This window comes from Lyngbya confervoides BDU141951 (assembly GCF_000817775.3).
Lineage (GTDB): Bacteria > Cyanobacteriota > Cyanobacteriia > Thermosynechococcales > Thermosynechococcaceae > Lyngbya > Lyngbya confervoides.
The window spans coordinates 126,457-152,482 of record NZ_JTHE03000079.1; the positions used below are offsets into that span (position 1 = coordinate 126,457).

At 52.1% G+C, this 26,026-nt stretch carries 23 protein-coding genes; 12 read left to right on the forward strand and 11 right to left on the reverse strand.

Annotated features, from left to right (window positions below):
* Positions 1 to 52 precede the first annotated feature (52 nt).
* Positions 53 to 3,871 carry a cobaltochelatase subunit CobN gene (cobN, locus tag QQ91_RS13715; RefSeq protein ID WP_166275510.1) on the forward strand — a complete coding sequence of 1,273 codons (3,819 nt, stop codon included), beginning with the start codon at positions 53 to 55 and terminating at the stop codon, positions 3,869 to 3,871.
* 67 nt (positions 3,872 to 3,938) lie between these two features.
* Here cobN and QQ91_RS13720 read toward each other — a convergent pair whose 3' ends face one another.
* Positions 3,939 to 4,862, reverse strand: coding sequence for a CPBP family intramembrane glutamic endopeptidase (locus QQ91_RS13720; protein WP_166275512.1), 924 nt, complete (start codon positions 4,860 to 4,862; stop codon positions 3,939 to 3,941).
* Between the two features lie 37 nt (positions 4,863 to 4,899).
* Complete coding sequence (locus QQ91_RS13725) at positions 4,900 to 5,496, reverse strand: rhomboid family intramembrane serine protease (RefSeq protein WP_166275514.1); 597 nt, start codon at positions 5,494 to 5,496, stop codon at positions 4,900 to 4,902.
* A 269-nt stretch (positions 5,497 to 5,765) separates the two neighbouring features.
* Between QQ91_RS13725 and QQ91_RS13730 the strand changes: the two genes are divergently transcribed.
* Both QQ91_RS13730 and QQ91_RS13735 read left to right on the forward strand, forming a co-directional pair.
* Entirely contained in the window at positions 5,766 to 6,500 is a 735-nt protein-coding gene (locus tag QQ91_RS13730; RefSeq protein ID WP_166275516.1) for a precorrin-2 C(20)-methyltransferase, read from the forward strand.
* Positions 6,501 to 6,576: 76 nt separating this feature from the next.
* Positions 6,577 to 7,968, forward strand: a complete 1,392-nt coding sequence (locus QQ91_RS13735; protein ID WP_166275518.1) for a TldD/PmbA family protein — start codon at positions 6,577 to 6,579, stop codon at positions 7,966 to 7,968.
* A gap of 42 nt (positions 7,969 to 8,010) precedes the next feature.
* On the opposite strand, the gene QQ91_RS13740 is transcribed toward QQ91_RS13735, so the two are convergent.
* Positions 8,011 to 9,417: a TIGR03790 family protein gene (locus tag QQ91_RS13740; RefSeq protein WP_166275520.1), complete on the reverse strand. Its 1,407-nt coding sequence runs from the start codon at positions 9,415 to 9,417 to the stop codon at positions 8,011 to 8,013.
* Between the two features lie 221 nt (positions 9,418 to 9,638).
* Between QQ91_RS13740 and QQ91_RS13745 the strand changes: the two genes are divergently transcribed.
* The 3 genes from QQ91_RS13745 to QQ91_RS13755 all read left to right on the forward strand — a co-directional run bounded on the left by QQ91_RS13745 (position 9,639) and on the right by QQ91_RS13755 (position 12,452).
* Positions 9,639 to 11,120: a hypothetical protein gene (locus tag QQ91_RS13745; RefSeq protein WP_201277108.1), complete on the forward strand. Its 1,482-nt coding sequence runs from the start codon at positions 9,639 to 9,641 to the stop codon at positions 11,118 to 11,120.
* Between the two features lie 50 nt (positions 11,121 to 11,170).
* The gene (locus QQ91_RS13750) at positions 11,171 to 11,962 is read left to right on the forward strand and encodes an MOSC domain-containing protein (RefSeq protein WP_166275522.1); all 792 of its coding nucleotides are present in this window, start codon (positions 11,171 to 11,173) and stop codon (positions 11,960 to 11,962) included.
* A 214-nt stretch (positions 11,963 to 12,176) separates the two neighbouring features.
* On the forward strand, positions 12,177 to 12,452 hold the full coding sequence (locus QQ91_RS13755) for an N-6 DNA methylase (RefSeq protein ID WP_250833362.1): 276 nt from the start codon (positions 12,177 to 12,179) through the stop codon (positions 12,450 to 12,452).
* A 14-nt stretch (positions 12,453 to 12,466) separates the two neighbouring features.
* Here QQ91_RS13755 and QQ91_RS13760 read toward each other — a convergent pair whose 3' ends face one another.
* Positions 12,467 to 13,696 carry an RNA-guided endonuclease InsQ/TnpB family protein gene (locus QQ91_RS13760; protein ID WP_166275524.1) on the reverse strand — a complete coding sequence of 410 codons (1,230 nt, stop codon included), beginning with the start codon at positions 13,694 to 13,696 and terminating at the stop codon, positions 12,467 to 12,469.
* Between the two features lie 56 nt (positions 13,697 to 13,752).
* Here QQ91_RS13760 and tnpA point away from each other — a divergent pair, with 56 nt between their 5' ends.
* The 3 genes from tnpA (at position 13,753) to QQ91_RS13775 (ending at position 15,790) form a co-directional block, all read left to right on the forward strand.
* The gene (gene tnpA / locus QQ91_RS13765; protein ID WP_166275526.1) at positions 13,753 to 14,163 is read left to right on the forward strand and encodes an IS200/IS605 family transposase; all 411 of its coding nucleotides are present in this window, start codon (positions 13,753 to 13,755) and stop codon (positions 14,161 to 14,163) included.
* A gap of 585 nt (positions 14,164 to 14,748) precedes the next feature.
* The gene (locus tag QQ91_RS13770; protein WP_166275528.1) at positions 14,749 to 15,414 is read left to right on the forward strand and encodes a hypothetical protein; all 666 of its coding nucleotides are present in this window, start codon (positions 14,749 to 14,751) and stop codon (positions 15,412 to 15,414) included.
* A 13-nt stretch (positions 15,415 to 15,427) separates the two neighbouring features.
* The gene (locus QQ91_RS13775) at positions 15,428 to 15,790 is read left to right on the forward strand and encodes a hypothetical protein (protein ID WP_166275530.1); all 363 of its coding nucleotides are present in this window, start codon (positions 15,428 to 15,430) and stop codon (positions 15,788 to 15,790) included.
* Here the strand turns inward: QQ91_RS13775 and QQ91_RS13780 are convergent.
* Positions 15,787 to 17,910 (reverse strand): EAL domain-containing protein, encoded by a 2,124-nt coding sequence (locus tag QQ91_RS13780; RefSeq protein WP_166275532.1) that lies wholly within the window; start codon positions 17,908 to 17,910, stop codon positions 15,787 to 15,789. The genes QQ91_RS13775 and QQ91_RS13780 overlap by 4 nt on opposite strands.
* A gap of 706 nt (positions 17,911 to 18,616) precedes the next feature.
* Between QQ91_RS13780 and QQ91_RS13785 the strand changes: the two genes are divergently transcribed.
* A complete protein-coding gene (locus QQ91_RS13785) occupies positions 18,617 to 18,922 on the forward strand; it encodes a hypothetical protein (protein WP_166275534.1) in 306 nt (101 codons plus the stop codon).
* Positions 18,923 to 19,105: 183 nt separating this feature from the next.
* On the opposite strand, the gene QQ91_RS13790 is transcribed toward QQ91_RS13785, so the two are convergent.
* The 4 genes from QQ91_RS13790 to QQ91_RS13805 form a co-directional block, all read right to left on the reverse strand.
* Positions 19,106 to 19,735, reverse strand: coding sequence for a CatB-related O-acetyltransferase (locus QQ91_RS13790; protein WP_166275536.1), 630 nt, complete (start codon positions 19,733 to 19,735; stop codon positions 19,106 to 19,108).
* Between the two features lie 25 nt (positions 19,736 to 19,760).
* Complete coding sequence (locus tag QQ91_RS13795) at positions 19,761 to 20,303, reverse strand: GrpB family protein (protein ID WP_166275538.1); 543 nt, start codon at positions 20,301 to 20,303, stop codon at positions 19,761 to 19,763.
* Positions 20,304 to 20,381: 78 nt separating this feature from the next.
* Positions 20,382 to 20,897, reverse strand: a complete 516-nt coding sequence (locus QQ91_RS13800) for a DinB family protein (RefSeq protein ID WP_166275540.1) — start codon at positions 20,895 to 20,897, stop codon at positions 20,382 to 20,384.
* A gap of 25 nt (positions 20,898 to 20,922) precedes the next feature.
* Positions 20,923 to 21,093 (reverse strand): hypothetical protein, encoded by a 171-nt coding sequence (locus QQ91_RS13805; RefSeq protein ID WP_166275542.1) that lies wholly within the window; start codon positions 21,091 to 21,093, stop codon positions 20,923 to 20,925.
* A gap of 297 nt (positions 21,094 to 21,390) precedes the next feature.
* Between QQ91_RS13805 and QQ91_RS13810 the strand changes: the two genes are divergently transcribed.
* Complete coding sequence (locus tag QQ91_RS13810) at positions 21,391 to 22,863, forward strand: aminotransferase-like domain-containing protein (RefSeq protein WP_166275544.1); 1,473 nt, start codon at positions 21,391 to 21,393, stop codon at positions 22,861 to 22,863.
* A gap of 336 nt (positions 22,864 to 23,199) precedes the next feature.
* On the opposite strand, the gene QQ91_RS13815 is transcribed toward QQ91_RS13810, so the two are convergent.
* A complete protein-coding gene (locus QQ91_RS13815) occupies positions 23,200 to 24,147 on the reverse strand; it encodes an SDR family oxidoreductase (protein ID WP_166275546.1) in 948 nt (315 codons plus the stop codon).
* A gap of 304 nt (positions 24,148 to 24,451) precedes the next feature.
* On the opposite strand from QQ91_RS13815, the gene QQ91_RS13820 reads away from it, so the two are divergent.
* Positions 24,452 to 24,844, forward strand: a complete 393-nt coding sequence (locus QQ91_RS13820) for a helix-turn-helix domain-containing protein (protein ID WP_250833357.1) — start codon at positions 24,452 to 24,454, stop codon at positions 24,842 to 24,844.
* Between the two features lie 130 nt (positions 24,845 to 24,974).
* On the opposite strand, the gene QQ91_RS13825 is transcribed toward QQ91_RS13820, so the two are convergent.
* Positions 24,975 to 25,799 carry an SDR family NAD(P)-dependent oxidoreductase gene (locus QQ91_RS13825; RefSeq protein WP_166275548.1) on the reverse strand — a complete coding sequence of 275 codons (825 nt, stop codon included), beginning with the start codon at positions 25,797 to 25,799 and terminating at the stop codon, positions 24,975 to 24,977.
* Between the last annotated feature and the right edge of the window lie 227 nt (positions 25,800 to 26,026).

Genomic DNA, 26,026 nt, shown 5'->3' on the forward strand with positions numbered 1-26,026 from the left:
GAATAAAGATAAAGTTGCAGTCCTCTACAAATCGTAAGAGAGAAATTTCAGAATGCATCGTTTAGCGGCCATCCCCGGCGGGTTTGATCCGTCAACTCAGGCCGAAGGCGTCATTTTTATTGATCAAACGCCGGCCCCCATCGTGATTTTGACCGCTGCGGATACCGACATTCAGATGCTCGCGGCGGCCTTACCTACGCTGCCACCGAAGTTTCCGGCGGTGCGGGTTGTCAATCTGCTACAGCTCCAGCAGCAGATCACCCTCGACACCTATGCTGAAGCGGTGCTAGAGCAGGCACAGGTCATCATTGTGCGGCTTCTGGGAGGAAAAGCCTACTGGCCCTATGGCCTGGAAGTGATCCAGGACACTGCGGCTAAAACCCAGGCCGATCTCTGGGTTTTGCCAGGAGATGAGCACCCGGATCTAAGCTTGATGGATTGCTCAACCGTGGCCTGGCAGGACCTCAATCAGTTCTGGCGCTATTGGCTAGAGGGAGGCATCGAGAATCTTTGTCAGGGTCTTCAGTTTGTGGCCAATCGGAGCTTACAAGGGGCCTTTACCCCAGCGGCCCCCCAAAAAATTCCCCGGGTAGGCGTCCTGGCGGATGTCGCTCCGTCTCCGGTGGATCGGCCCTGGGGATGTGCCGCAGTGCTGTTTTACCGCGCCCATTATCTGGCCGGGAATCTGAGCCCCATTCGTGCCCTCTGTCAGGCCTTAGCACAGCAGGGCCTAGTTGCGTTGCCCATTTATGTGCAGTCGTTGCAAGATCCTGAGGTGCAGCAGCAGGTTCTTCAACTGATTCACACTCAGTCTCAGTCGGGAGCGCCCGTGGCGGTGATGGTGAATACCACGAGCTTTTCCCTGGCGAGGATCTCGGGGGAAACGCTGAATTTATCCCTGTGGAAACAACTCAACATCCCAATCTTGCAGGCGATTTGCAGCAGCGGCACGGAGATCCAGTGGCAGCAACAGCTCCGTGGACTTTCTCCCCGAGATATGGCAATGAATGTGGCCCTGCCGGAGGTGGATGGTCGAATTATTAGCCGCGCAATTTCCTTCAAAGGTGTAGAGCACTTTACCCAGGGGCTGGAAACAGCGGTGGTGACCTACCAACCCGTGAGCGATCGCATTGAGTTTGTGGCTGCCCTGGCCAAGGGCTGGGGGAAACTCCGGCAAACTCCGGTGGATCAAAAACGCGTGGCACTGGTGCTGGCCAACTATCCCAATCGAGATGGACGGCTGGCAAACGGAGTGGGCTTAGATACTCCCACCAGCTGTGTACGCATCCTACAGGCCCTGGATCAAGCGGGTTATTTCCTTTCCTCTGTGCCGGCTGATTCAGAGGCGCTCATGCAGGCGTTAACCGCTGGTATCACCAATGATCCCGAGGGCCGGGACTGGCGACCCGTGCATCAGTCCCTTTCCCAGCAGGATTATCTAGCGTATTTTTCGCAACTCCCGGAGGCGGTGCAGCGGGGCATTTGCGATCGCTGGGGGGCACCGGATCCGGCAGCGATCGGCTTTCCCATTGCCGGACTCAATCTGGGCCATGTGTTTGTCGGCATTCAGCCGGCAAGGGGCTACGACCTTGATCCTAGCTTGAACTATCATGCCCCAGATTTAGTCCCGCCCCATGCCTATCTGGCCTTTTATTTCTGGTTGCGGCACCAGTTTCAGGTTCAGGCAGTGGTGCATGTGGGCAAGCATGGCAATCTGGAGTGGCTCCCTGGTAAGAGCATTGCCCTATCACAAAACTGTTACCCGGAGGCGGTGTTGGGACCCTTGCCCCACCTTTATCCCTTTATCGTCAATGATCCGGGGGAGGGGGCCCAGGCAAAGCGGCGGTCCCAGGCCGTCATTATTGATCATCTCACCCCGCCCCTGACCCGCGCAGAACTCTATGGTCCTTTGCAAACGTTAGAAGCCCTCATTGATGAATATTACGATGCCCAGGCCCTCGATCCGCGCCGCCTGTCCGTCATCCGCGATCGCATTCTGGCCCTGATTGCCCAGGAGCAGCTGCACTACGACTTAGGGTTGAGCGCGTTAGGTTTGGGCACCCCAGAGGTCTCAGCCCCTTGTGATCTCGATGCATTCCTCAACCAGGCCGATGGCTATCTGTGTGAACTGAAGGAGGCCCAAATTCGAGACGGACTGCATATTTTTGGCCAATGTCCGCAGGGTCGGCAGCTGCGGGATTTAATTGTCTCCCTGGCTCGTTGTCCTGGCGCCCAGCGGCTTGGGTTAAGGGAAGCGATCGCCCAAGCTTGGTCTGTGGTCCTAGATCCAGGGGATCTGGGCGATCTGCTTTCGCCAGATCAGATCGATCGGTTTCGACAGCAGGGGGTTGAGGCTCCCCTGCGCAATCGCGGGGATGCGGTCGCACACCTAGAGGCAATGGCGGCGACACTGGTGGATCGCCTGCTGCAGGGAGATCCCCTCGAGTCCCTGATCAGCGGTGCGCCGCTGTTTCTCTCTCCCCAGGCCCCCCAGACACAGGGCCTCCGGGAAACCCTACAATGGCTACAAGCGGATTTGATTCCAGCCTTGCGCCAAACCCACGATGAAATCACGGCGCTGGTGCGTGCCCTGGCCGGAGAATATATTCCCAGCGGTGCTTCTGGTGCTCCGACGCGGGGTCGGCCCGATGTGTTGCCCACCGGACGAAATTTTTACTCGGTAGATATCCGCGCCCTGCCCACCGAAAGTGCCTGGGATGTTGGGCGAAGGGCAGCGGCGGCGGTAATTGAGCGCTATACCCAGGAGCAGGGGGAATATCCTAAAACCCTCGCCCTCTCGGTCTGGGGAACGGCCACGATGCGGACCGGGGGCGATGACATCGCCCAGGCTCTGGCACTGCTGGGCGTTCAGCCCCTTTGGGATGGCCCCTCGCGCCGGATGGTTGATTTCGAAATTATTCCCCTGACCGTACTGGGGCGTCCGCGGGTGGATGTCACCCTGCGCATCTCTGGCTTTTTCCGCGATGCGTTTCCCAATCTCATTCAGCTCTTTGACCAGGCCGTCCAGGCGGTGGCCCAACTGCAGGAGCCCGAGGATCAAAACCCGCTAGCGGCCAGGGTGAGCCTGGAAACCCAAACCTGGCTAGCAGAGGGGTTGTCCCTAGAGCAAGCCCAGCTGCGATCGCGCTTTCGAATTTTTGGATCTAAACCTGGAGCCTACGGGGCGGGACTGCAGGGGCTCATTGAGTCCCAAAATTGGATCAGTGATGGAGATCTGGCTCGGGCGTTTATGACCTGGAGCAGCTACGCCTACACTGGTCAGGCGGAGAGTCATGCCGCACCCGAGGCCTTGACCCGGCGTCTTGCGGGCCTGGAAATTGTGCTGCACAACCAGGATAACCGTGAGCATGATGTACTAGATTCCGACGATTACTACCAGTTTCAAGGAGGACTCACCGCCGCGGTGCGATCGATCCAAGGGCAAAATCCCAAAACCTACTTTGGTGACCACTCGCGGCCAGATCGTCCCACCGTGCGATCGCTTTCCGAGGAAATTGCGCGGGTTTACCGCTCTCGGGTGATCAATCCCAAGTGGATTCAGGGGGTCATGCGCCATGGATATAAAGGAGCCTTTGAAATGGCGGCAACGGTGGACTACCTGTTTGCCTACGATGCCGCAGCCCACTGCGCGGCTGATTTTATGTATGAGGGCATTGCCCACACCTATCTGCTGGATGAAACGGTGCAGGCCTTTGTGCGTGATTACAATCCCTGGGCACTGCGGGATATGGCCGAGCGGCTCTTGGAAGCCCACCAGCGAGGACTGTGGTCAGAGGCCAGCCCTGAACGGTTAGAGCAATTACGCAATCTCGTGCTGGAGGCTGAAGGGGTCATTGAGGCCAAACTGTAACCTGGCCCGCACGGCCTGCCCCCCTAGAATGTTGGCTGATGGCTTGACCAATGGCAGGAGACTGGGCTTAACCGAGGACGCGCTTCTCCGCTTGCCAATCTTTAAACAGCTTGAGAACGCTCAAAACCGTCACCGTAAGCCCCAGGACCATTGCCCCCAGAACCACAAGGAGCAAGCCATAGTCCAGGGGGGCCAAAGTCACATCCTTGGACTGGTAGAGCACCTGTTGCTGAAGTTGATCAGACCCAAGCAACAGCACCAGTAAGGGCGTGGTGACAATGAAATTGTGCAGGGCGTGGGTAAATACCGCCCACCAAAATCCATACTTCAGGCGAATATAGGCCAGAAAAAAGCCAAGGGTAACTTGGGGGAGGACTAAAACCGGCGCAAAGGCCCAAGCCCCCCGATGGTAATTGGTAATGTGGATCAGACCAAACAGGATGGCACTGCCATAAATCAGACCCTTGAGATGTCGAGCATACCAGCGATGGACATGATCCGTCCTGGTCCGCTGGGCCAGGCGAGCACCGAGACAGAAACTCAACAGAATAATCCCCAAAAGAACGCTCAGGAGAATCCAGGGCGCAGCCTGACCCAAAAAGAGAGGGCCAGCCAGACTCAGGACCAGGATGAGCGCAATGGAGAGATTGAGGGGAGAATAGCGCAGGGGCAGGCGAAAAATACTTTCCTCAAAGATCGGAGCAAACACCACCGCCAGAAAGACAAACCCCAGGAGGGGCATATTTTGCAAGATGTCTCGAAACTTATTGTCATCGAGCTTGATCACCGTGCTGCTGAGAATCTGGATCACGATCACGATGGGAATCAGCAGGGCGATCGCCAAGGAGTAGAGGCGCATGACATTGCCGAGGATTTGTCGCGGCATCAGTCCTGTCTCGGGCGCGTATCGAGGCTGGCGCAAAAAGCGGAAGAACTTCCCCAGTAAACTGCGGGTGAGGGGGGGGGAAGGGTTGTGGTGCAGGGATGTCATAGGGCTCTAAGCTACCCAGCCAAGCGGGCGCACAGGACTATAGTCGAGATTGCAAGGAAGATTTTCGAGATCGTCCTAGCCAGTAGGCCATTACAATACCGCCCACAAGCCCAAAAAAGTGGGCTGACCAGGAAATACCACGACCCGAGGGGAAGACTTGCCAAAGGATACTGCCATAAAACAGGCCAACCGCCAATGAGATTAGCGCAGAGCTGAACCGGCGTTCAAAGAAGCCGCGCAGCAGCAGGAACCCAAAATAGCCAAAAATAATACCGGATGCTCCAACGGTGATCGTCCAACCGGGGCTGACCAGCCAGGTTCCGAAGCCGCTAATTAGGGCACAGCCAAGGGTGACGGTCCAAAACCGTTGAGATCCCGAGGCGGCAATGAGTCCCCCAAACATTAAAAAGGGGGGGGTATTGGCCATAAGATGACTCCAGGAGCTATGGAGCAGGGGAGACACCAGAATACCCATTAGACCATTTACGCTGCGGGGATGAATGCCAAACCAATCCAGGCGAATCCAGGGAAAGAACCAGTCCACCAGTTCAATTCCCCACATGAGCGCCGTCAAGATGAACAGGCCATAGAATCGGGACCACAGAGCGGGAGACCGAGGAAATTTCTCATCCATAGGGGGTGTTGCAAGGACCGAAGGGTTGTCGCGGCGGGATACACAGGGCAATCGGAGCGTCGCGAAGAAAGTCCATGGCTCGAACACCAGATCTTTATCCCGACCCTCTCCGGCGCAAGAGGGTGCCGTCGACGGAGATCAATCGAATTCGCTCTCCATTTTAATGAGTCTTCCTGGCGCTTGCTAGTTCTCGCTTCATCTGGAGGCGATCGCCGTTGCGTGAGGGCCGATGGTATGGTAGATCCGCCCTCACGCAACCGACTTGCTAGATGTCTGCGATATCCCCCCGCCTCGGCCAACTTTACGGGATTAGCGTTGGACCTGGCGATCCTGAACTAATTACCGTCAAAGGTCTCAAGCGCCTGCAAACCTCCCCGGTGGTTGCCTTTCCCGCTGGGGTGCGAAGCCCTCTGGGGGTGGCCCAACGCATCATTCAGCCCTGGCTACAGCCCCATCAAACCCTGCTGCCTTTGGACTTTCCCATGGTTCAAGATGCGCCGCAACTCCAGCGCGCCTGGGATCAGGCGGCCCACAGATCGCTGCCCTATTTACAACAGGGGCAAGATATCGCCTTTGTGAGTGAAGGGGATGTGAGTTTTTACAGCACCTACACCTATCTAGCTCTCACCCTCAAGGGTCTCTGCCCGGACTTAAAAACAGAGGCAATTCCCGGCGTTTGCTCTCCCCTGGCCGCGGCGGCAGCCCTGGAGATTCCCCTCACCATCCAGAGCGATCGCCTGGTGGTGCTTCCGGCCCTTTATCAGGGAGAAGATCTGGCCGCGGCCCTGGAACAAGCAGACGTGCTGGTGTTGATGAAGGTGGGGGCGGTCTATGCTCAAGTTTGGCAACTTCTGCAGCGACTACATTTGCTGGATCGCAGCGCCCTGATTGTCCATGCCAGTCAGCCGCAGCAAAAAATCTACCGCGATTTAACCGCCTATGCCCACCTGGCCCCCCCCTATTTCTCATTGATGATTGTCCAAGTTAAGGGTGCAAAATTTTAATGCCCCTGATCTGGTTTGCCGTTGTCGGCTGTCCCTTGACGGTGGACAATAGGGGCTATCCAAAGGGGAAGTTTGCATGGCACAGGTGCTGGCCAATGCTAAAGCGCAGATTTTAGAGCTGATGCGTCGTTATCGGCATCGAGTTGATTTTCTGTCTATTCGTTTGGAAAATTCCCAATCTTCCCAGATTTTACTGCGCGGACAGCAGCCCGAGATGCTCAGCGAAACCAGCGAAGTGGGTGGACAGGTGCGGGCCTGCTACCGCGGGGGCTGGGGCTTTGTGAGCTTTAACCGTATTGACGCCCTAGCGCCCTACGTGGAAGAGGCGATCGCGGCGGCCCGAATTTTGGGGACTACCCGAACCCGTTTGGCGGCCGTTGAACCCGTGCAGTTCCATCAGCCCCTCACCATTCCTGGGAAAAATCCCCGAGAGGTTTCCATTGGCCAAAAGCAGATCCTTTGCGATCGCTATGCCCAGATCATGCGGGACTATTCCCCGCTCATCACCGGCACGGCGGTGCGCTATGGCGATAGTTTACAGCGGGTCATCCTTATTAACTCCGAGGGAACTGTGCTCGACCACAGTTGGGTCGATCTGGAGATGCGCTTCGCCGCCACCGCGAGGGATTCGCAATCGGTGCAAACCGGGCGCGAAACCACCGGATCACGCAGGGGCTACTGCGATCTGGAGCATCTTGATTCCATGGTGAAGCGGGCCGCCCAGCGGGCCGTTAACAGTTTGAGACTGCCCACGGTCAAAGGCGGACTCTATCCGATTGTGATCGATCCGGTTCTGACGGGCCTCTTTGTCCATGAAGCCTTTGGCCACCTGTCAGAGGCGGATATGATCTACGAAAATCCCGATTTACTAGAGGCTATGCCCCTGGGTCACCGCTTTGGCCCACCGGACCTGAATATCTATGATGGGGCGGCTCTCGAAGGCCATCGGGGAAGCTATCTTTACGACGACGAAGGGGTGCCTGCAACCATCACGCCCCTCATTCAAAACGGAATCCTGGTGGGGCGGCTCCATTCCCGTGAAACGGCGGGTGCTCTGGGGGCAAAGCCCACCGGTAATTCCCGCTGCCTGAACTATCACTTTCCGCCACTGGTGCGGATGACCAATACCTGGATTGGCCAGGGAACCACCCCAAGCCATAGTCTGATGGATGGGATTCAGGAGGGCCTCTATGCCCGTAATTGGCGCTCCGGTATGACCAATGGAGAAATGTTTACCTTTTCGGCCGGGGAGGCCTGGCGAATTCGCCACGGCAAGCTGGCGGAGCCGGTGCGCGATGTGACCCTGTCTGGCAACGCCTTTCGGACCTTGGCAAATATTGAGGCCATTGGAGATGATCTGGCCTGGGATGAGTCGGGCGGCTGTGGCAAGGGGGGACAAGATGGTCTGGCGGTTGGCTGCGGAGGGCCGAGCCTGCGGATTCGCGATGTGATCATTGGGGGAACCTGACGGGGGGCTGGCTCACTGGGATCTTGCTCACTGGGATCTTGCTCACCGGGACTTGCTTACCGGGGCTGGCTCATTGGGTTGCACGGCTTGGGAGGTCAGGAAATAAGAGGGGTAGCGGCAGTCTAGAGTCATCTGCACCACCTGGGGATACGCCAGGCTCCAGGGCTGGCCCACTGCGACGCGCGGCTGGTTCTGAGTTGGGGCACCGTAAAGCTGATAGCGCTGACCCGGTGACAGGCTTGCAAGCCTCACCTGCAGTTGATGGTGCTTGAACACCCGCTTTGCTCCCATGGGTTGAGCCAGCGGGTCACCCACGAATAAACCTTCCTGGGGCGAGGCCACGGATTTCCAGTAGGCTTCGAGCAGGGTTTCGCCTTGAAAATAGTGGGGAACTAGCACGTTAGGGTCGGGAAATTTTTGCGGATAGTTACAGGGTTCCACCACAGTTCCATAGCTGCCGGTAACCCCTGCTTCTAGCCAGCGCAGGATGCTCATTTGGGGACTGGTCAATAGCTGTCCGCCTAGGGAGGTCAGGTGATCGGCGATCGCACCGGGGAGATAGCGATTGGTCTGCAAGTCCGGCACCCATTTTAAACCCGTGAAATAGAACAGAATGTTGCGACGATGGCGCAGGACATCGGTTTTGCGACTGGGCGTTTGCGCGCCTAGAAACTGCACCTGCCAGAGATGGGGGGAGGGCCACCGCTGCTTGAGGTAAAAAAACTTGCCAAAGCGGACGCTGCGGGATGCGTCGGTGGTGTGAACCAAAAAGATCTGTCCTGCCGGGAAGGACCGATCGGATCTAACCCCACGGTCAATGAGATCCTTGACCTGCGCAATATTCCTGCCCGCCAGCATCATGGTGGGGCGAATCCCGTAATCGTGAAAGGGGACATGAGAAGCAGCCTGGTAGGTGGGAATGGATTGCGGAAGGCGACAAGCCGAGGGGCGCTGGCGCGCACAAAAGTTGGGGTCATAGCCTAGGGCAAAGGCACTGGTGATGCTCATGCAGTTAACCCGGATGGGTTGGGAAAAACTCAGGGCGATCGCCTCAATTTCAGTTCCCAAGGCCGCTTGCACCTGAGCATAAACCGGGGCAAACTGGGCCGGGGACAAAGTCTCTTGATCTACCGGCAGATCAATGTGAACCAGATTCTGAGGCGGAATACGGCGCTGGGTCTGATAATAGCGAGCCACCTCAACCGACTGGGGATCACGGTCGTTCACCAGCAGGGCTAAATTTTGAGCGCTCCAGGATTCCGGGGGAAGCTGAACCTGCGGCGGCCTTTGGCAGGACTTCGCTCCCGCCGCGGGAAGGGTCACCTGGAACGGTGGAGGCGGGGGATCTTGATCTGGGACGACCGTGTGATTTCCCCAGAGCAAGATCCCCATCCCGGACACCATCAACAGTCCGACCAGCATAAAAATCCAAGGCTTGCGCGTCAACATCGCAGTATCAATTCGTCAGGGTTTCTTGGGATCGATTGATCCCATCGATCATGACAAATCCCTGGAGGATTTTTCCTGATGCCATCGGGGGAGATGCCTTTGGGCGGGTGGGGTTATGGGTTGGTTTCAAAATTTGCAACCCAGCGATGGGCGGCCTTATCTCTGGATACAGTGGGGGCAGTTGCACTCAAGGAGAACTTGAAAGGGCCATGCATCAGCACATGTTTCTTGTCGGTACACTGATTTCGCTAGGAGGGCTGCCGCTGCTGGCCCAGTGGAGTCCCTTGGCCTCATCCCTCAGTCCAGCTTCCGGTGCAGCCCCCATCAATCAGACCCCCACTATGGGAGCAGATTCCCTGCAGGCCAGTACCGTCTTAACCGGCCAAAACCCAACCGACGACCCTGGCTACCTTGGGGTCATTCAGCGAACCGTGTCCATGGTCTCTAACACCTCCGCCCAGAGATTGGCCGATGAATTGGGTCTAGATATTTTAGACATTACCTGGGAAGACACGGGCCGATTTAAAAATTCTGCCGTGGGGCCTAATATTAGCGACATGACGATTCAGGTGCAGCATAAAAACCCTCGGAATGATTCCTATTCCTTGCACCTGATGCCGGTGATTCGCTTCCCGAACTTTGCCGATAAAACGGCCGATATTCCCCTGGATCAGCTCTATATCAATGTTGGCAATGAAAAAGGGCGATCGCTGCGGAAAGTTCCCCTGCAGGACGTGCTGGGAAATCTGCGGCGCTATCTCACCCGACCCAGTTCCTGGAAAGGCCAGGAAACGTCGCTCCTGGCTCCTCGGGATAGCCACGCGCTGGTAAGCGCCCAGGCCGCCTTCTTGCCTATTCCCAAGGGCGGGGAGGCCCAGTTCAACCCGGTGCTATTTAACTATCAGTCCTACGCTAAAAATCCGGCGGTGTTGACGCTGCTGGCAACCCGCGAAGGGACGAGCGTCACGGTCATTGACAACCAGCGTGACGGCTTTGAAGCCGGACGCACCTGGGGGCAGCGCCTGTTTTTTAATCAACAAGGAGAGCGAGCCAGCTTTACGGGCCAGCGAATCAGCGACTTTCAGTCCTCAACACCCGGCGGCAATCGCCCGAATCAAGATCCCGATGAGACGGAGGGATTGAATATGGTCATGCTGATTCAGGTGCCGCTCAAGCAAAAGCCCCAAGCCCGCCAGCAGTTTAGTGAGGGGGGGGGGGGCGTGATGCCCCTAGCCGCACCAACCATGGAAAAATCCGCTAGCGATGTGGAGGCAGCCGTCATCGGTCATGGGGAGGTCGAAGGCCCCTTCACCGAGATTGACAACCTGGCCATCGAGCGCGATCCGCGCTTCCCCATTCGAGTGACGGTGCAATTTTATAAAGGCACCAGCAACGGCGAAGTTTCCCGCGCTGATCTGCAGCAAATTCGCGATCAAATTGATCAGGTCTACGCCGATGCAGACTATATCGGCAGTTTGGTGGTAGAGGGCGAGACCCGTCGGCCCACGGAATACGAGGGACCCAAGCATGAGCCACCCGGCTGGTGGGATGACTTCTGGCGACGCCACGAGGCCAACACGGGGCAGTCTCGGGAAGAGGCGATCCAAATGCTGCGCAAGCTCCGGGGTAAAAAGTGGTACCCGCTTACAGAAGAGGAACTGAACCGCAATTTGCAGCAAATTCCCCAGCGCAGCCAGCAGTAAGATTCCGTGCTATACCTGGAGATCGCAACACCTGTAGGGGATGATCATCCATGGGAGTCACCGCGACTCTGAGCAGAATTGATCTGTTTCCGATTAAGTCCCTCGACGGCATCAGCGTCTCTGAAGCGCGAGTGACCACGGGGGGAAGTTTGGCCATGGATCGCGAATTTGCGCTGGTGGATGCCGAGGGCAAGTTCGTCAATGCCAAGCGCACCGCTAAAATTCATCGGGTGCGATCCCGGTACCAGATTCCCCAAAGACTCGTTACCCTCTCTACCCCGGAACTGTCGCCCCAAACTTTTTCCCTCGATCAGGAGCGATCGCAACTCGCGGATTGGTTCAGCGATTTTTTTGGGTTTCCGATTACGCTGGTGCACAATCCCCACGCCGGATTCCCAGACGATCGCAATGCGCCAGGGCCAACGGTGATCAGCGCAGCCAGTTTGGCGACGGTCGCTTCCTGGTATCCAGAGGTGAACCTGGCCAATCTGCGATCGCGCTTTCGCACCAACCTGGAATTTTCAGGCGTGGCCCCCTTTTGGGAAGATGCTCTGTTCAGCTCCCCACTGCTGGAGTCAGGGTTTCACGTGGGGGAGGTGCGGATGCGGGGGATTAATCCCTGTCAACGCTGCGTTGTCCCCACGCGGGATGCCCAAACCGGTGCAGTGCTTACAGGGTTTCAGCAACGGTTTATTCAGCAGCGCCGCGCCTCATTACCAGACTGGGCCAACCGCAGCGCCTTTAATCACTTTTACCGCCTGGCAGTCAATACAGCGATCGCTGCCTCCGAGGCTGGAAAGGTGTTGCGCGTTGGAGATGTGCTTTCAGGCGAGGATTCTTAAAAGACAGCTGATCCTTTAAGCTAGGGGCATCCAGCCAATTCAACACTGAGTAACGTCCCAATCCTTCCTTTCAGACACACTGTTCTTGATCGACAAAAACTCCGGGGAAATCGAAAATTTGCAGACTATTTGCTGCTTTATAACAGCGATTTCCCATTGGCAATCCGAAGAAGTCCACATCCTCAGCCGCTTCTATGAGCGGATGCTAAAGGAAATGCGGGACGCTGCCGGAGATTCCGGGGAATTTTATACCCCTCGTCCGGTGGTTAAGTTCATGGTGGAAGTGACAGATCCGTACCATAAAACGGATCGGTTTAGCCGAACGTACCGGGCGCGGGGTAGACCTGATCTTTCAAGGCTTACTCCGCTATGGCAGACCCGAACCGGACTATTCCGGCAGCGATGCTTCCACCGTTCAAGTCGTACTGAGTTCCACAAAAGCCGATCTGCCCTTCCTCAAAATGATTATCGAAGAGGAAAATCGCAGTGACATACTCCCGACGCTCATGCTGACGCATAGAGCGCGGGCTTCTCAGTGACTCCTGCTATTGCATCGGACGTTGCCTGAGCTTTATTGACGGAATGCCCTACCGCCAAATGTTTGATATTAATTGCTGCATTGTGGTCACGGTCAATCGTCAGTCCGCATTCAGGACAAGCATGAAGCCTATCCGAAAGCATTTTTGGGACTTTTGTACCGCATCCAGAGCAGTTCTGAGACGTACCGTTTGGATTCACTGCAATCGTCAGCAACCCAGCTCTTTCAGCCTTGATTGCGAGAATTTGCAGGAATTGACTCCACCCAGCATCATTAACCGACTTGGCTAACCTTGACTTAGCCAATCCTTTGACATTCAGCTTTTCATGTGCAATATGTTTCCCCTGAGACAAAAGTTGTTTGGCAGTTTTGTAGTGAAAGTCCTTGCGGGTATTTGAGACTTTCAGATGCACCTTGGCAACCCGTTTAATCGATTTTTTGCGGCGATTAGAACCTTTCTTCTTGCGAGAGAGTGAACGCTGCAACCGCTTCAGTCGCTTTTCCGCTTTGCGATAATGCTGCGGGATAGCAACTTCTTCACCCGAATCATCCATGAGAAACGACTTCAGCCCCATATCAATCCCGATAGTATTCTCCATTTCTGGAGTATCAGGGCTGAGCATGGGAACAGTTGAATCTTGAAGCGACAGCGTGATGTAATAGCCGTCTACTTTCTTGATGATTGCAGCCGTTTTAACTTTGAAGCCATCGGGTAAAGGACGGTGCAGAATCATCTTGAGCTTCCCAATCTTCGGAATCTGGATGAACCTTCCGTCGATATGTTCTGGCTTAACGGGGTCAGGAAACGCAATCGAACGAAACCGACCCTGTCCCTTGAATCGTGGTTTGCCGCTACGCTTGCCATTGCTATCCCCACTTAACCATCGGTCAAACGTCTTCTCTACCCGTGCAACCACATCTTGCAAGGTGTGAGAGGGAAGTTCTTTATATTCAGGAAACAGCTTTTTCGAGTTCACCAGATCCCGCTTCTGTGAATAGAAATCAGGACGGTCTTTCAACTCTGGTAGATGACAGATTAGCGCACAAGCATTAATGTCACAGCGATTTTGCTCGTACCAGTTGAACCTCTCTGCCAACCGATAATTGTATTGACGACGACACAGCTCAAGCCAGTCATCGACGGTGGCTTGCTGTTGTCGGGTCAATCTTAATCGGTACTGGTAAGCGACTCTCATATCAGCGTAGCAAATTTAACTTACACTGATTATAGCAAGTGAATCGAAAAGCATCAATGAAAAACGATTTTGTCTCCAGTGGTCGGTCTGTATCTGATATGAAAGCCCATCTGGTCTTGACGACCAAATACCGTCGTAAGGCTTTCACGGGCGAGATGTTGACTCGGTTGCATGAAATCCTGTCCGATCTATGCCAGAAGTGGAACTGTAAGTTGATTGAGTTTAATGGGGAAGAAGACCACATCCATCTGTTGTTTCAGTACTATCCACAGATGGACTTAGCCAAGTTCGTCAACAATATCAAGTCTGTATCCAGCCGAAGGGTTAGGAGCGAGTTTGCCGAACACGTCAATAGCTTTTACTGGGAGGACGTGTTGTGGAATGAGTCTTACTTCATCGCTTCTTGCGGCGGTGTCACGGTATCAGTTTTGCGCCAATACATCGAAAGCCAAAACACCCCAGACTAAAGCTTATGGGAGTGGGTTCGTCTCGTCGTCGGTGTCTTTCCTGTTGGCTTACGCCAAAACGGTCAGACACCACTCCTCGACTCACTCGCATTCTTCCCGACGCTCATGCTTCCCATAGAGCGCGGGGCTGCTGCTGTTAAAGCTCAAATCACGCCACCTAGATCGTCCTACCCAGGGCTTTTGCGGGGAAGAGGGTCAATTTTTTCCCATTGTGCGTTTGTCAAGTGCACATGAGGGGTTGCTCTGGGATTGGGAGCGCCCCTACAAGCTTCTCAGGAGTTTTCTGTGTAAACAAGACTAGATTGGTCAGGGAAAATACGGACTCCAGATATAGGAATAAAGTCTTTCATATAACTACATACGAGTGATCACTGATTTTTTTATTATTCCAAAAACAAATAAATATAGAGCGATAATTACTGTTTGTCTCTGATTAACTTGGGAACTATAAAATTGAACATAAAGAAACAAAAACCACAGAGGCTTAGGGATAAACAGATTATCAAGCCAGATAATTGCATCTGATCATCTCCCTACCTCTTGCGAAATCCATGCTTTTAGATGATACGCATAGGGATGAGTTATATGTTATTGATTGAGTCAAAAAATCAAGAGAAATACATTTCTGACTATTTGGAAGTTGACTTGCCAGATATAGTTCATGAAGTCATATCAGATCAAAAATCCGATAAAAGCAGTCGTAGCTTATTTAAGCAAGACAGAAAAAATGACGACGCATCGCAAAGAAGCAGTTTCAGTTTAAAGCAACGTCTCTACTTAGAAGATATTCACAACTTAATTCCTGAGAGAGCCCCAGGATTAAGAATTACAAAAGCTGCCATTTGTGAAATTGAAGGAAGTCTATCAATCATTGCACCGTTTTATGTGTCCGAGGTCGATTGTGAAGGCCACATGCCTGGTTTTCCATTTTTACCTTTAGCTGAAGCTGGACGTGTTCTGGCCCAGGCCGGTGCTATTTTAGTAAGCTATCACGCAAAAGTAGTTGAAAACAAGTCTGATTGGATGACTCCCTTAGTTTATAAGGTGGGAGAAGTGCTATCAGGACAGCAGGGATATTTATTCCCCAATAACACAGTCTGTATTATTGCAACAATCAAAAAGCTAAGAGGACCACTCTACAGTACCGAGTGCCACGGATATTTGGATAAAAAACATATCTTTTCAATGCCAAAAATCCAATATTTTTTGTCCGATGATTCGCGTCTTTGGCGTGGAATTAAGTCTGTGTAAGTAGAGGAATCAAATGATACTTTTTGTCTACGACTTTCAAGTTCAAGTGAATCGACTCGAAGAGTTTCAGCAGTGGGCCGCTTCAAAGGGTATGAAATTTTGGGAAAAACAGGCAGGTGTCATCCGCTACCAAACATTTCGAAAAAATACAGCATCTCTGATGAGTCATAGAAATAAGCTATTGGGTTCCGTTAAATCTCTTGACGTTTTCAGCGAAGTTGAGATTCAAGATGAAGATCATCTTGAGCGGATTATTGATAGTTCAGAATTTCAGCAGATGCAGGAAGAATTATCCTATTTCATTGATCCCAACTCTTTGACCCATTCTGTTTTACACCAAGCCTATGACTCAATGGAAAGTCGTTCAGTTGCTTAAGAGTGAGTGGATTCCAGTCCCAAGGAAGGAAAAACATAATTGCAGATAAATTCATGGGTCTGATCTGCATTTAGCGGCTTAGAAAACCAAAAACCTTGGCCAAATTCGCAGCCGATGTCCTTCAATAGATCAAGCTGATTCTGCTGCTCAATGCCTTCTGCGATCGCGTAAATACCCAGATTTCTCACTAGCGTTACAATGGCTCTCACAATCTCTGTATCGCTAGAAGAAGATGCACCAGTTCCAGCCTGATGAATGTGGCTGATAAATGAACGATCAATCTTAATCGCATCTACAGGAAATCTTTGCAGATAACTCAGTGAGGAGTAACCTGTCCCGAAGTCGTCCATAAAAATTTTGATACCAATATCCTTTAATCGTGAAAACAATGTTGCGGCGTTGTCAGGACTTTGCATCAGGGTACTTTCAGTAATTTCCAGGCAGAGGTGAGTGGGAGAAATGTGATTTTCCTGAATCGACTGAAGAATTTCAGTCATTAATTCAGGTCTTCTAAATTGACGAGCAGAAATGTTAATGCTTACGTATAGATCCGCATATTTTTCTCCGAGCGTATGCCAGCGCGTTAATTGTTTTGTTGCTGTTTGGAGTACCCACCAACTGAGAGCATTAATGAGACCAGTCTCTTCCGCAATTGGAATAAAAAAGCTTGGGGAAATCAAGCCTTGATGAGGGTGTTTCCACCTGAGTAAAGCCTCCATTCCCCTTAGCTCACCAGTACTGATAGAGATGATCGGCTGATAGTGAACCTCTAGTTGCTCGGAGCCAATGGCTCTGGTTAACTCTGTTTCCATCTTCAGAAAATTAACAGCCTGCTGATGCATCTCAGCGTCAAAAATTTCGTATCGTGTCCGCCCATTTTCCTTAGCCCTATAAAGTGCTGTATCTGCATCGCGCAGGAGTTCTTCTGGGTTTTTTTGGCTATCGATCGTGGAAAGTGCAATACCCATGCTGGCTGAAGTATAAACCTCCCGCCCCTCCAGGGAAAAGGGTTGACTCAAAATACGACTAATGCGTTCAGCAACTTGAATTACCTGCTCAATTTTAGAAATATTGGTTAGAAGTAACGCAAACTCATCCCCCCCAAATCGTGCAATCGTATCAGATGGCCTCACACACTGCTGAAGGCGCTGGGCGACCTGCTGAAGAAGCTGATCTCCGGCAGCATGGCCCCAGCTATCATTAATCAGCTTAAAGCGATCTAAATCAAGAAAAATAAGGGCAAAAATATAAGACTTATCTCTTTTTCGTATACCAAACTGATTTTCTAAGGATTGCGAGAAAAAAGAACGGTTGAATAAGGTTGTAAGGGGATCTTTCCAAGCCAAAAACTGAAGCTTGCGCTCATCTAGTTTTCTTTGGTTCACATCCCTCGCATTAATCAAGATGCCGCTGACTGAGGAGTCATGAATCAAATTGATCCCTGTTATTTCAAAGATATTCCACGAGTTCTTTTTACTTTTCAGTCGGATTTCTGTGATCCGGGAGCTTCCATGATGCCTGTTCAGATTCAAAATATTTTCGTTAAATAGATCCAGATCTTGGGGGTGAATTAATTCTTGAATTTTAATACTATTGAGAGAATTTTCTGCATAACCTAAAATTGAATTCAATGACTGATTACTATAAAAAATATTGCCATTTTTAGAAACAATTAAAATAATATCAGTACTATGCTCGATTAAGGAACGAAATTTAGCCTCACTCTCTGCAAGCGCTCTTTCAAAGGCTTTACGATCAGAGATATTTCTGGAGTTGATCACTATGCCTTGTATATTTGGATCCTCTAACAGATTTGTCCCAACAACCTCTAGATAACACCAGTCTCCTGATTTCGTCATAAATCTAAATTCTGATGTATGTGTTTTATCTGGATACTTCAGAACCGACTGAAAATCTTCTATCACTGCATTTAAGTCTCCAGGATGAATAAACTGGAATACACTTTGATTCTCCAATTCATCAGGGGTAAATCCTGTGATATCCTTCACAGAGGGACTCTCATAAAGAATGATCCCATTCACATCTAAAATTGTAATAATATCAGTACTATGCTGTATAAGAGTGCGAAATACGATATCGCTAACCGGAGGCTGAATCATAATATTAAACCACGATTTTCCGTATTAAAAATGAGAGAAATCTACATAGTCTCGTACCCAACTAGATATTACTTTGGTATCTTTTAATACCAAACTCGACGCATACAGATGAATTAATAATAGCGAAAAAATACGATAGATATTCTTGAAATTTATAATAGAAAATTCTTTAGCTAAATTATAAGTCTGCATTTCGCGGCTTCGGTCTCCCAGGGGCGATTTTAGTTTTGTAGCCCTCTAATGATAGAGTGTAAGTCTTTATACTGACGCTGCCGACAGGGTTGCGTGGGCAAGTTGCAACCTTACCCATTGAATTGTGAGCCCCCTACACCATCTCATTTATTATCTCTTTTTTGGCCCCCTGCAAAGCATCGGTTCCAGGGAGGGGGAGGGCCGCGAAGCAAAAATGAGGGTTCCCTACTCTAGGGCAAACATCGCGCCTCTCTGTGATGAACTTCACCAGAATCTCCTAATTCGCAACACAGACCCTGACCGATCCTTCCCGTAAAGTATGAAGGCTGCTATCAAAGTTGGAGAAATGTAATGAGAGTAAAACGCTACCCACTACAATTTTTAGGGTCTATTACACAACACTCCGGACAGTTTTGAAAACAGAACCTGAAACCCTTGATTTTACGTTGGAGCTAAAACGCTGAAACCCTCATTCTACCGTTCAGAATTTAAAAGTGTCCGGACTATTGTTACAGTGATTACGTCTTTACTCAGTCTGACCTTACCTGGCTACGGTCAAGTCAAAGTTAATCAAGGTAACAATCAGCAACTTATCCAAAGATTGGAACGGACGCAGCCGAATTCAGTGCGCGGGTTTAAGCTGAAGGAAAATTCCTCAGTGCAAGATATCAGTATTCAAGATTGTCAGGTGCAAAATGATGGATCGACTTGGTGTAATTACAATATTGACGGAAATTTAAAGTGGGCCTGCTACTCTGACTGGGATGGAGGCTACTGTAATGGTGACGAGAGTGATGATAATGTCCCCGGTCCGAACTAGCATCAGGGATCTTCTTTCGGTCAACCTGTCGGGAAAAGCTCACTGCAGGCGATTGGGCAGCGTAGCCTGATCGCCCCTTTTCGGTGACCAGGGGTCCATCACAATCTGTGGCGATCGCGGCGGATCCAATCGGCTTCGATCTCTCACCAGGTGTTCCTGATTCACTGGCGGGTGGAAATGAGATCAAAGCAAACGGCGCAAGGCGTCCAAGTCAGATCCGCAGAGAGCCTTAAGGTGACGGGTGATCTTTGCGATATCCCAGTGCCACCATTGGAGTTGGAGAAGGGTTTGAATGCTGTCCTCATCAAAGCGTTTTCGAATCTCGCGAGCCGGGTTACCCCCAACCACCGTGTAGGGATCCACGGATTGGGTCACCACCGATTGGCTGGCAATAATCGCCCCATCCCCAATTTGTACGCCCGGCATCAGCGTGGCGCCGTAGCCGATCCATACGTCGTTGCCGATGACCGTATCACCCTTGTGGGGCCACTCCTCCGGCATGGCTGACTCCCAGCCCTGCCCAAACACCGGAAAGGGGTAGTTGGTGAGCCAGTCGGTGCGGTGATTGCCGCCATTCATGATGAATTTTACGTCGGAGGCAATGCAGCAAAACTTGCCGATAATCAGCTTGTCGCCGATAAAATCAAAGTGGTAGAGTACGTTGCGCTCAAAGTTTTGGGGGTTGTCAACGTCGTCGTAGTAGGTGTAGTCCCCCACGATGATATTGGGGTTGGTGACCGTGTTTTTCAGATACACCAGGCGGGTTTGGCCAGTAATGGGATGGCGCGTATCGGGAGTAGGGCCATGAGTCATAACAAAATCTCAGGGGGGTTAGAGTTCAGATGGATTCATCAGATGTATTCAGTTGAATCCATTCCAAGGATTTTTGCTCCATCGCTTTGATGAAGCTATCTTTGCCATCCATGTAAGCCTCAATATCATCGGGATAGGCCACGGCAAGGCGTTGTTTGAGCTGGCTGTAGGCCTGGGCCGCTTCAGGATGGGCAATCATATAATCTCGAAAGGCCAGATGGCGCAGAACCTCTGCTGATCCGGTTGAGAACACATGGAGATGATGGGTGCGGACGCCCACTGCGTTGTGTTTGCGAAAGTAGCGCCGTCCTGGAATGCCGTACTCTCCCATGGCTTCGTAGCCACGGGTTGTCAGACGGGGAATTTGAGCATCGACCCGGTCAAGGTCTGCAACCTCTGCCAGAATGTCGATGATGGGTTTGGCGTGAATGCCTGGAATGGCGGTGCTGCCCCCATGGTGGAGGCGGACCAGGTTATTGGCTAGTTCCTCCCGAAGGATCTGACCTTCCTGCGCAAACTGGCGCGACCAGTTGGGATGATGGGGCACGACGATCACCTGCTTGATCATGGATCAGACTCCGAGGGGGATTTGCCCTTTCTAGCCTCAGTTATTTGACCGGTTGGGTGCAAGGATGCGATCGCATGGCTAAACCCGTTCCGAAGCCTCAACCCATCTGGGCATCCAGGGTAAATCCGTACAGCCAGGATCATAGCGAAGCTGCGTTAGAAGTGTCGTTAATTGACCCCGATGATGGGTTTGATGATTGAATAGATGGGTAACCAGCAGCCATTTAGGCTGCGTGCGAGTGATCCCATCCATGCTGCTTGTCCACTGGAGTGGCTGATCAAGCCAAGCTGAAGTCAGCGTCTTACTCCAGTCCAGAATTTCACAATCCGTAATCTTTCGCTGATCCCAGAGTTCGTCAAAATTGCGATAGAGATCTTCCCGCAGCTGCCCCGCAAAGGGTTTTCCGGTGAAGCGTTCCATCCAGCGGCGATCGCCAAACAGGATATGGTTGAGCGTTCCGTGAATAGATTCAAAAAACGCACCCAAATTTTTCCTGCGGACTGGATCAGGGATTTCTGCACATAACCCGTAGAGCTTTTGGTTCATCCACTGGTTATATTGTGCCAATAGGGGATAGATATTCGCTGAAGGCATGGGTTTAAAGGCCGAAGAGTTAGGTTCAGCGTGAGTATCGCTGCTCGATCCAGTACCTCACCTCTGCCTCCGACCCAAAGGATGTCGAGCGTCTAGATTGGGGATCGTAGACTTGGTAGTAGGTATTACCGTGGCGATCCTGACGCTTCTTAATTTGGGGATCGGAATGGCTGTGGATAAAGCTGGTGATCGCCATTTTAAGGTACTCCCTGACCCCGGCTAGTCCTGTCCCGCGCTTGGGGTGGATGGATGGGGAGAGGCATGAAGCGATAAGCGACGTAGGCTGCACTGAGATCCGTTCACAATTCATAGTGCTTACTGCCGATCCGGGATCGGGTCCTTCTTTAGTTCCTTAATCTTCCTCGACTTCCGCATTGTCAGCCAGAGACAGCTAAGATGAATTGTTATGAGTACAGCCTTTTTTTATCAACTGTTATGCTCGTGAAACAGGCTGATTGTACTGACACCAATTTGAGCTGAGGAGAAGAGGGGGATGATCAATCCTGAACTACCCAGTAAGCAGCGACCTCTGACACTGTACGAACAAGTCTCTGAGCGAATTCGGAACCTGATTACGGAAGGAACGCTTCAACCCGGCGATCGCCTCCCATCGGTGCGTAAACTACACCAGCAGTTATCAGTGAGCGTATCCACCATCTTGGAGGCCTATCGACTCCTCGAAGATCAAGGCTGGATTAGTGCTCGGCCCCAGTCAGGCTATTACGTCAAGCAAGTGTTAACACAAGCACCTGAAGAACCCAGTCAATTGACACTCCTGCATTCTGAGCAGCCAGTGGAAATTTCCCTCGCCTATCGGGTCTACGCTAGCAAAGGGGATTCAAGCTTGATCCAGCTTGGGGCTGCAATCCCCAGCACCGAGTTATTTCCAGTGGCGGCCTTAAATCGCCTGATGGGTCAGGTGATTCGAAGTCAGCCTCAATTGGTGCATAACTACGAAGTCCCCTCCGGTTGCGAAGCGCTCCGACATCAAGTGGCACGTCGGCTCATGGAAGCCGGCTGCTCCCTGAGCCCCAATGAGATCGTCATTACCAATGGAACGACTGAAGCACTGTCGTTGTCCTTACAAGCTGTGACCCAACCTGGCGATACCGTGGCCATTGAATCCCCGGCCTACTACAACCTCATTGAGGTTTTAAATGCCCTCCATTTGAAAGTTCTAGAATTGCCCACGCATCCCCAAGAGGGTGTTTCATTGCCAGCCTTGGAATCGGCGCTACAGCGGGATCAGATTTCGGCCTGTGTTTTAGTCGCCAATTTTAATAATCCTCTGGGAAGCTGCATGAGTTCAGATAAGAAGCGGCAGCTGGTAAAACTGTTCAGTGCCTACGATATTCCGCTGATTGAGGACGATATCTACGGTGACTTAAACTTTGAAGGAACTCGACCCAAGGCGCTAAAAGCCTTTGATACATCAGGAATCGTGCTTTACTGTGCTTCGGTGAGTAAAACCCTTTCACCAGGATTACGCATTGGGTGGAGCGCTCCAGGGCGCTATCAGAGCAAAATTGAAATCTTAAAGATGTCCATGAATTTGAGTACAGCGCCCATTCCCCAGTTAACGGTGGCCGCCTTTTTATCCAACGGGGGGTATGACCGTCATCTCCGGCACATTCGACGGGTATTCCAGCTTCAAATTGCCCAGATGACGCAGGCCATCTGTTCCTACTTCCCCTCCGAAACCAAGGTAACAAGACCAAAGGGCGGGTTTATCCTGTGGCTACAATTCCCGGATAACTTTGACGCACTGGCGTTGTACGAGGAGGCCCTCTCCCACGGCATCACCATTGCTCCAGGGGTTATGTTTTCTCCCTCAGGCAATTATCGAAACTGCTTACGACTCAATTGTGGTCTACCCTGGTCGCCCAGAATTGATCAGGCAATGCAAACCCTGGGTCATTTGTGCAAGCGTCAGTTGGCCAAACTTTATTTAGCTGCTGAACAGTAGCAAATTCCCCATCCTCTCCTCGTAGAGGCACGGCAGGGGGTCGGGTTACGAGGTGACCGGGTCTAGATCGAGGGGAAAGCGATTGACATAATGGTGAAAATTTAAAGGCTAGCTTGCAGATCAAGAGCTTATCGTCTCTGGGTTTATTCCCTGATTAAATTTTAAGACAGTCGCCTCTAGCCGCGCCAAACCACCTGGCGTTCAGGAGTAAAATAGCCGTTCAGGAGTAAAACAATGGCTCAATCAACCCAATTTTGGGACGATATCGCCAGAAAATCAGAACTCTCTTCGGGCTTTCGGGTATCTGGGAGACCTGGCGGATGATCAGGAGTTTGGTTAGGTTAAGGCCTCAGGAGAGGGACACTGAGCGATCGGGGAAATAGCTCGCTCAGCGTCCTCTAGAGAGAGTCCTTGGGCCAGATGGGCAAAGAAATCCTCTAAACGCCGCCATCCAATGGCTGTTCCCGTGGCATCGGGCGTGCGAGCAATGAATTCGAAGAACTTAAACAAGGCATAGGCATTGTGATTGAACGGGCGGATGACTGCCGCTAACAGACTGATGACCCAGGCTGGCAGGGTTTGGATGTGAGGATCCTTCTGGAGAGATTGGAAGGCAAGTTCCGCGATCTGACGATGGGTAAAGGTTTCCCTCCCACCAATCTCATGAACCGTGTTTTTCAGCGCTGGCTGGCGGATGGCCTGAACCACCACCTCTCCAAAGTCCAGGGCACTCAAGGGGTTAATCCGCCCTGTACCATCCCCAAACAGCAGCAGTTTTTCCCGCCGTTGAGCTGCGAAGAAAAATTCTGCCATGTCATTGAAGAAGCCCGTGGGAGCAAAGATGGTGTAGTCCAGGCCTGAGGTTTTGACAGCCTGAGCCACTTGTTCGCGGGCCTTGGCAATTGGACTGAGGCGGGCCATGTCAGCCCCCTTCACCACGGAGACAAAGATAAAATGCTTGACGCCTGCTTGTTTGGCGATCGCCAGGAGGTTCAGATTAGCCTGATAATCCACCTCCCAAAGGGATGGGGTGCGGCGAAAGGAACGGGTGCCAATGGATGAAAAGACAACGTCGATCCCTTGGCACAGACCGGCAAGGGTCTCAGGACGGGTAGCATGGCCGACAAAAATGTCATCACAGTGGGATGGATCGCGGAGACGACTGGGATCGCGGCAGAGGGCTCGCACCCAAAAACCATGCTGGTGTAGCGCCTCCAAAACACCGCCACCAATATATCCAGTCCCGCCGGCCACTAGAACCCTGGGTAACTTTGTGGGAGTCATGGTTTTGAATTCCATTCTTACTTTCCAGTGTAGGGGGGATCACCTTTGAATGGCCAAACCCCTGCGCCTGCTGTTGTGCTGGTTGGAGTGTGGGAATGCATGGGCGCAGTTTCCGCACCCTCCGCTGAGGAGAACAGCTTCTAGGGGCAAACCCCAAATGCGGTTGCTCCTGGACAGCCCCATTCAGTAAGACAAGCCTGGCGTCTGGTAGAGGGAGGACTGATCGCAGAGTTGCTTCAAAATAAAATCCGCCACGTCAGAACGTAATCCTAATGGGGCCTTCTATCTAGACTCACTCGCAAATGTGCTAGCTGTGCAACTGTTGCGTCACTATGGATCCGTCCCAGCCTCGTTGCCGGATTATCGGGGCGGATTACCGGATTACCAGCTCAGGCAAGTTCTCAACTACATCGAGGCCAGTTTGGCGGAGGAAATTCAGCTAGCCGATCTGGCAGGATTGCTGAACATGAGCCCCTTTCATTTCGGCCGCATGTTCAAGCAATCCATGGGGATTTCGCCCCATCAGTACCTGATTCAGCAGCGGCTAGAACGCGCCAAATATTTCCTGAAACATAGCAACCTTGCCATTCTTGACATCGCCTTGGAATGTGGGTTTAGCAGTCACAGTCATCTCAGCAAACAATTTCGTCGAGTACATGGCACAACGCCCAACACCTTTAGAAGGCAGTCGATTTAGAGATGGAGGGTCAGACAAATAACGGTTTACGTTTTGGCTCGACAGTGAACAGCCTCGCCAGAGGAGTCCTGGAAAGGTGGTTCATTGCCGAACCAGAATGGGGATCTCCGCATCCCACAATCTTCAAGACCTAGCTGTGAGTTGTTCCTGCAGGACGCATAACCAAAGGAGATGCATTTTGCTTCTCCTCACCGGGTGCTGCCAACCGAATCAGCCAGGCTAGGAGACCTGGGGCAATGCGATGGCACCACACCGCCAAGTGGCTTTGCCAGCCGACCAGGATTTCAGCGGTGTTCCGATCTAAACTGGCAACGAAAGCCTGGGCAACTTTCTGAGGTGTCATGGGAATCACCCAGCGAAATAGCCTCAGATCGCGAGTCATATCAGTATCCGTTAACGAGGGCAGAAAGGCCATGACCTGGATATTATGCGCTGCCAATTCACTACGCAATGCCTGAGTAAACCCAAGCAGGGCAAACTTTGTGGCGCAATAGGTGGCCATTGTGGGTGCGGCTAGTTTACCCATCAGGCTAGACACATTGACAATGCGTCCTTCTTCCTTGCTAACCATCCGCTTCGCAATTAGACGTGTGACGGTGTAAGTTCCAATTAAATTAAGGGCAATTTCTTCTTGGGCCTGGGATACATGAGCCTCCAAAAAGGGGACTTGATGCGCTATGCCAGCACAGTTCACCAGTAGATGAATGGGGCCATGTCGTTGCCATGCCTGGGCAATGACAATATTGACAACCACAGGTTGAGTTAAATCGAGGGGCAGCGAGACCGCCTCCACACCCAGATCCGTAATCTCTGCCGCAACCTCAGCGAGATGTTGAGCATTTCGAGCCACCAAAATGATGCGATGCAGTCCCTGCTGGGCTAATGCTAGGGCAATGGCTCGACCAATACCCCGAGACGCTCCGGTCACCAGAGCCGTTTTACCTTGAAAAGACATGTCAAATACCTCCGCAATTGAGGTTTCATGGGAGGAGGAACGGTTCCGGGTCCACAGTTGAGACCGGACCAGACTCACCACTCATGAAACGCAAACAAACGTACGAATGGAGAAAACTAGAGATTAAAGTTCGAGATTCCTAAGCGCTCAGGTCCGGTTCGGAACCGTCAATGGGGGCTTCGCCTGAGCTGCCATGAGAGAACCGAATAGTGATCAATGAGGATGAA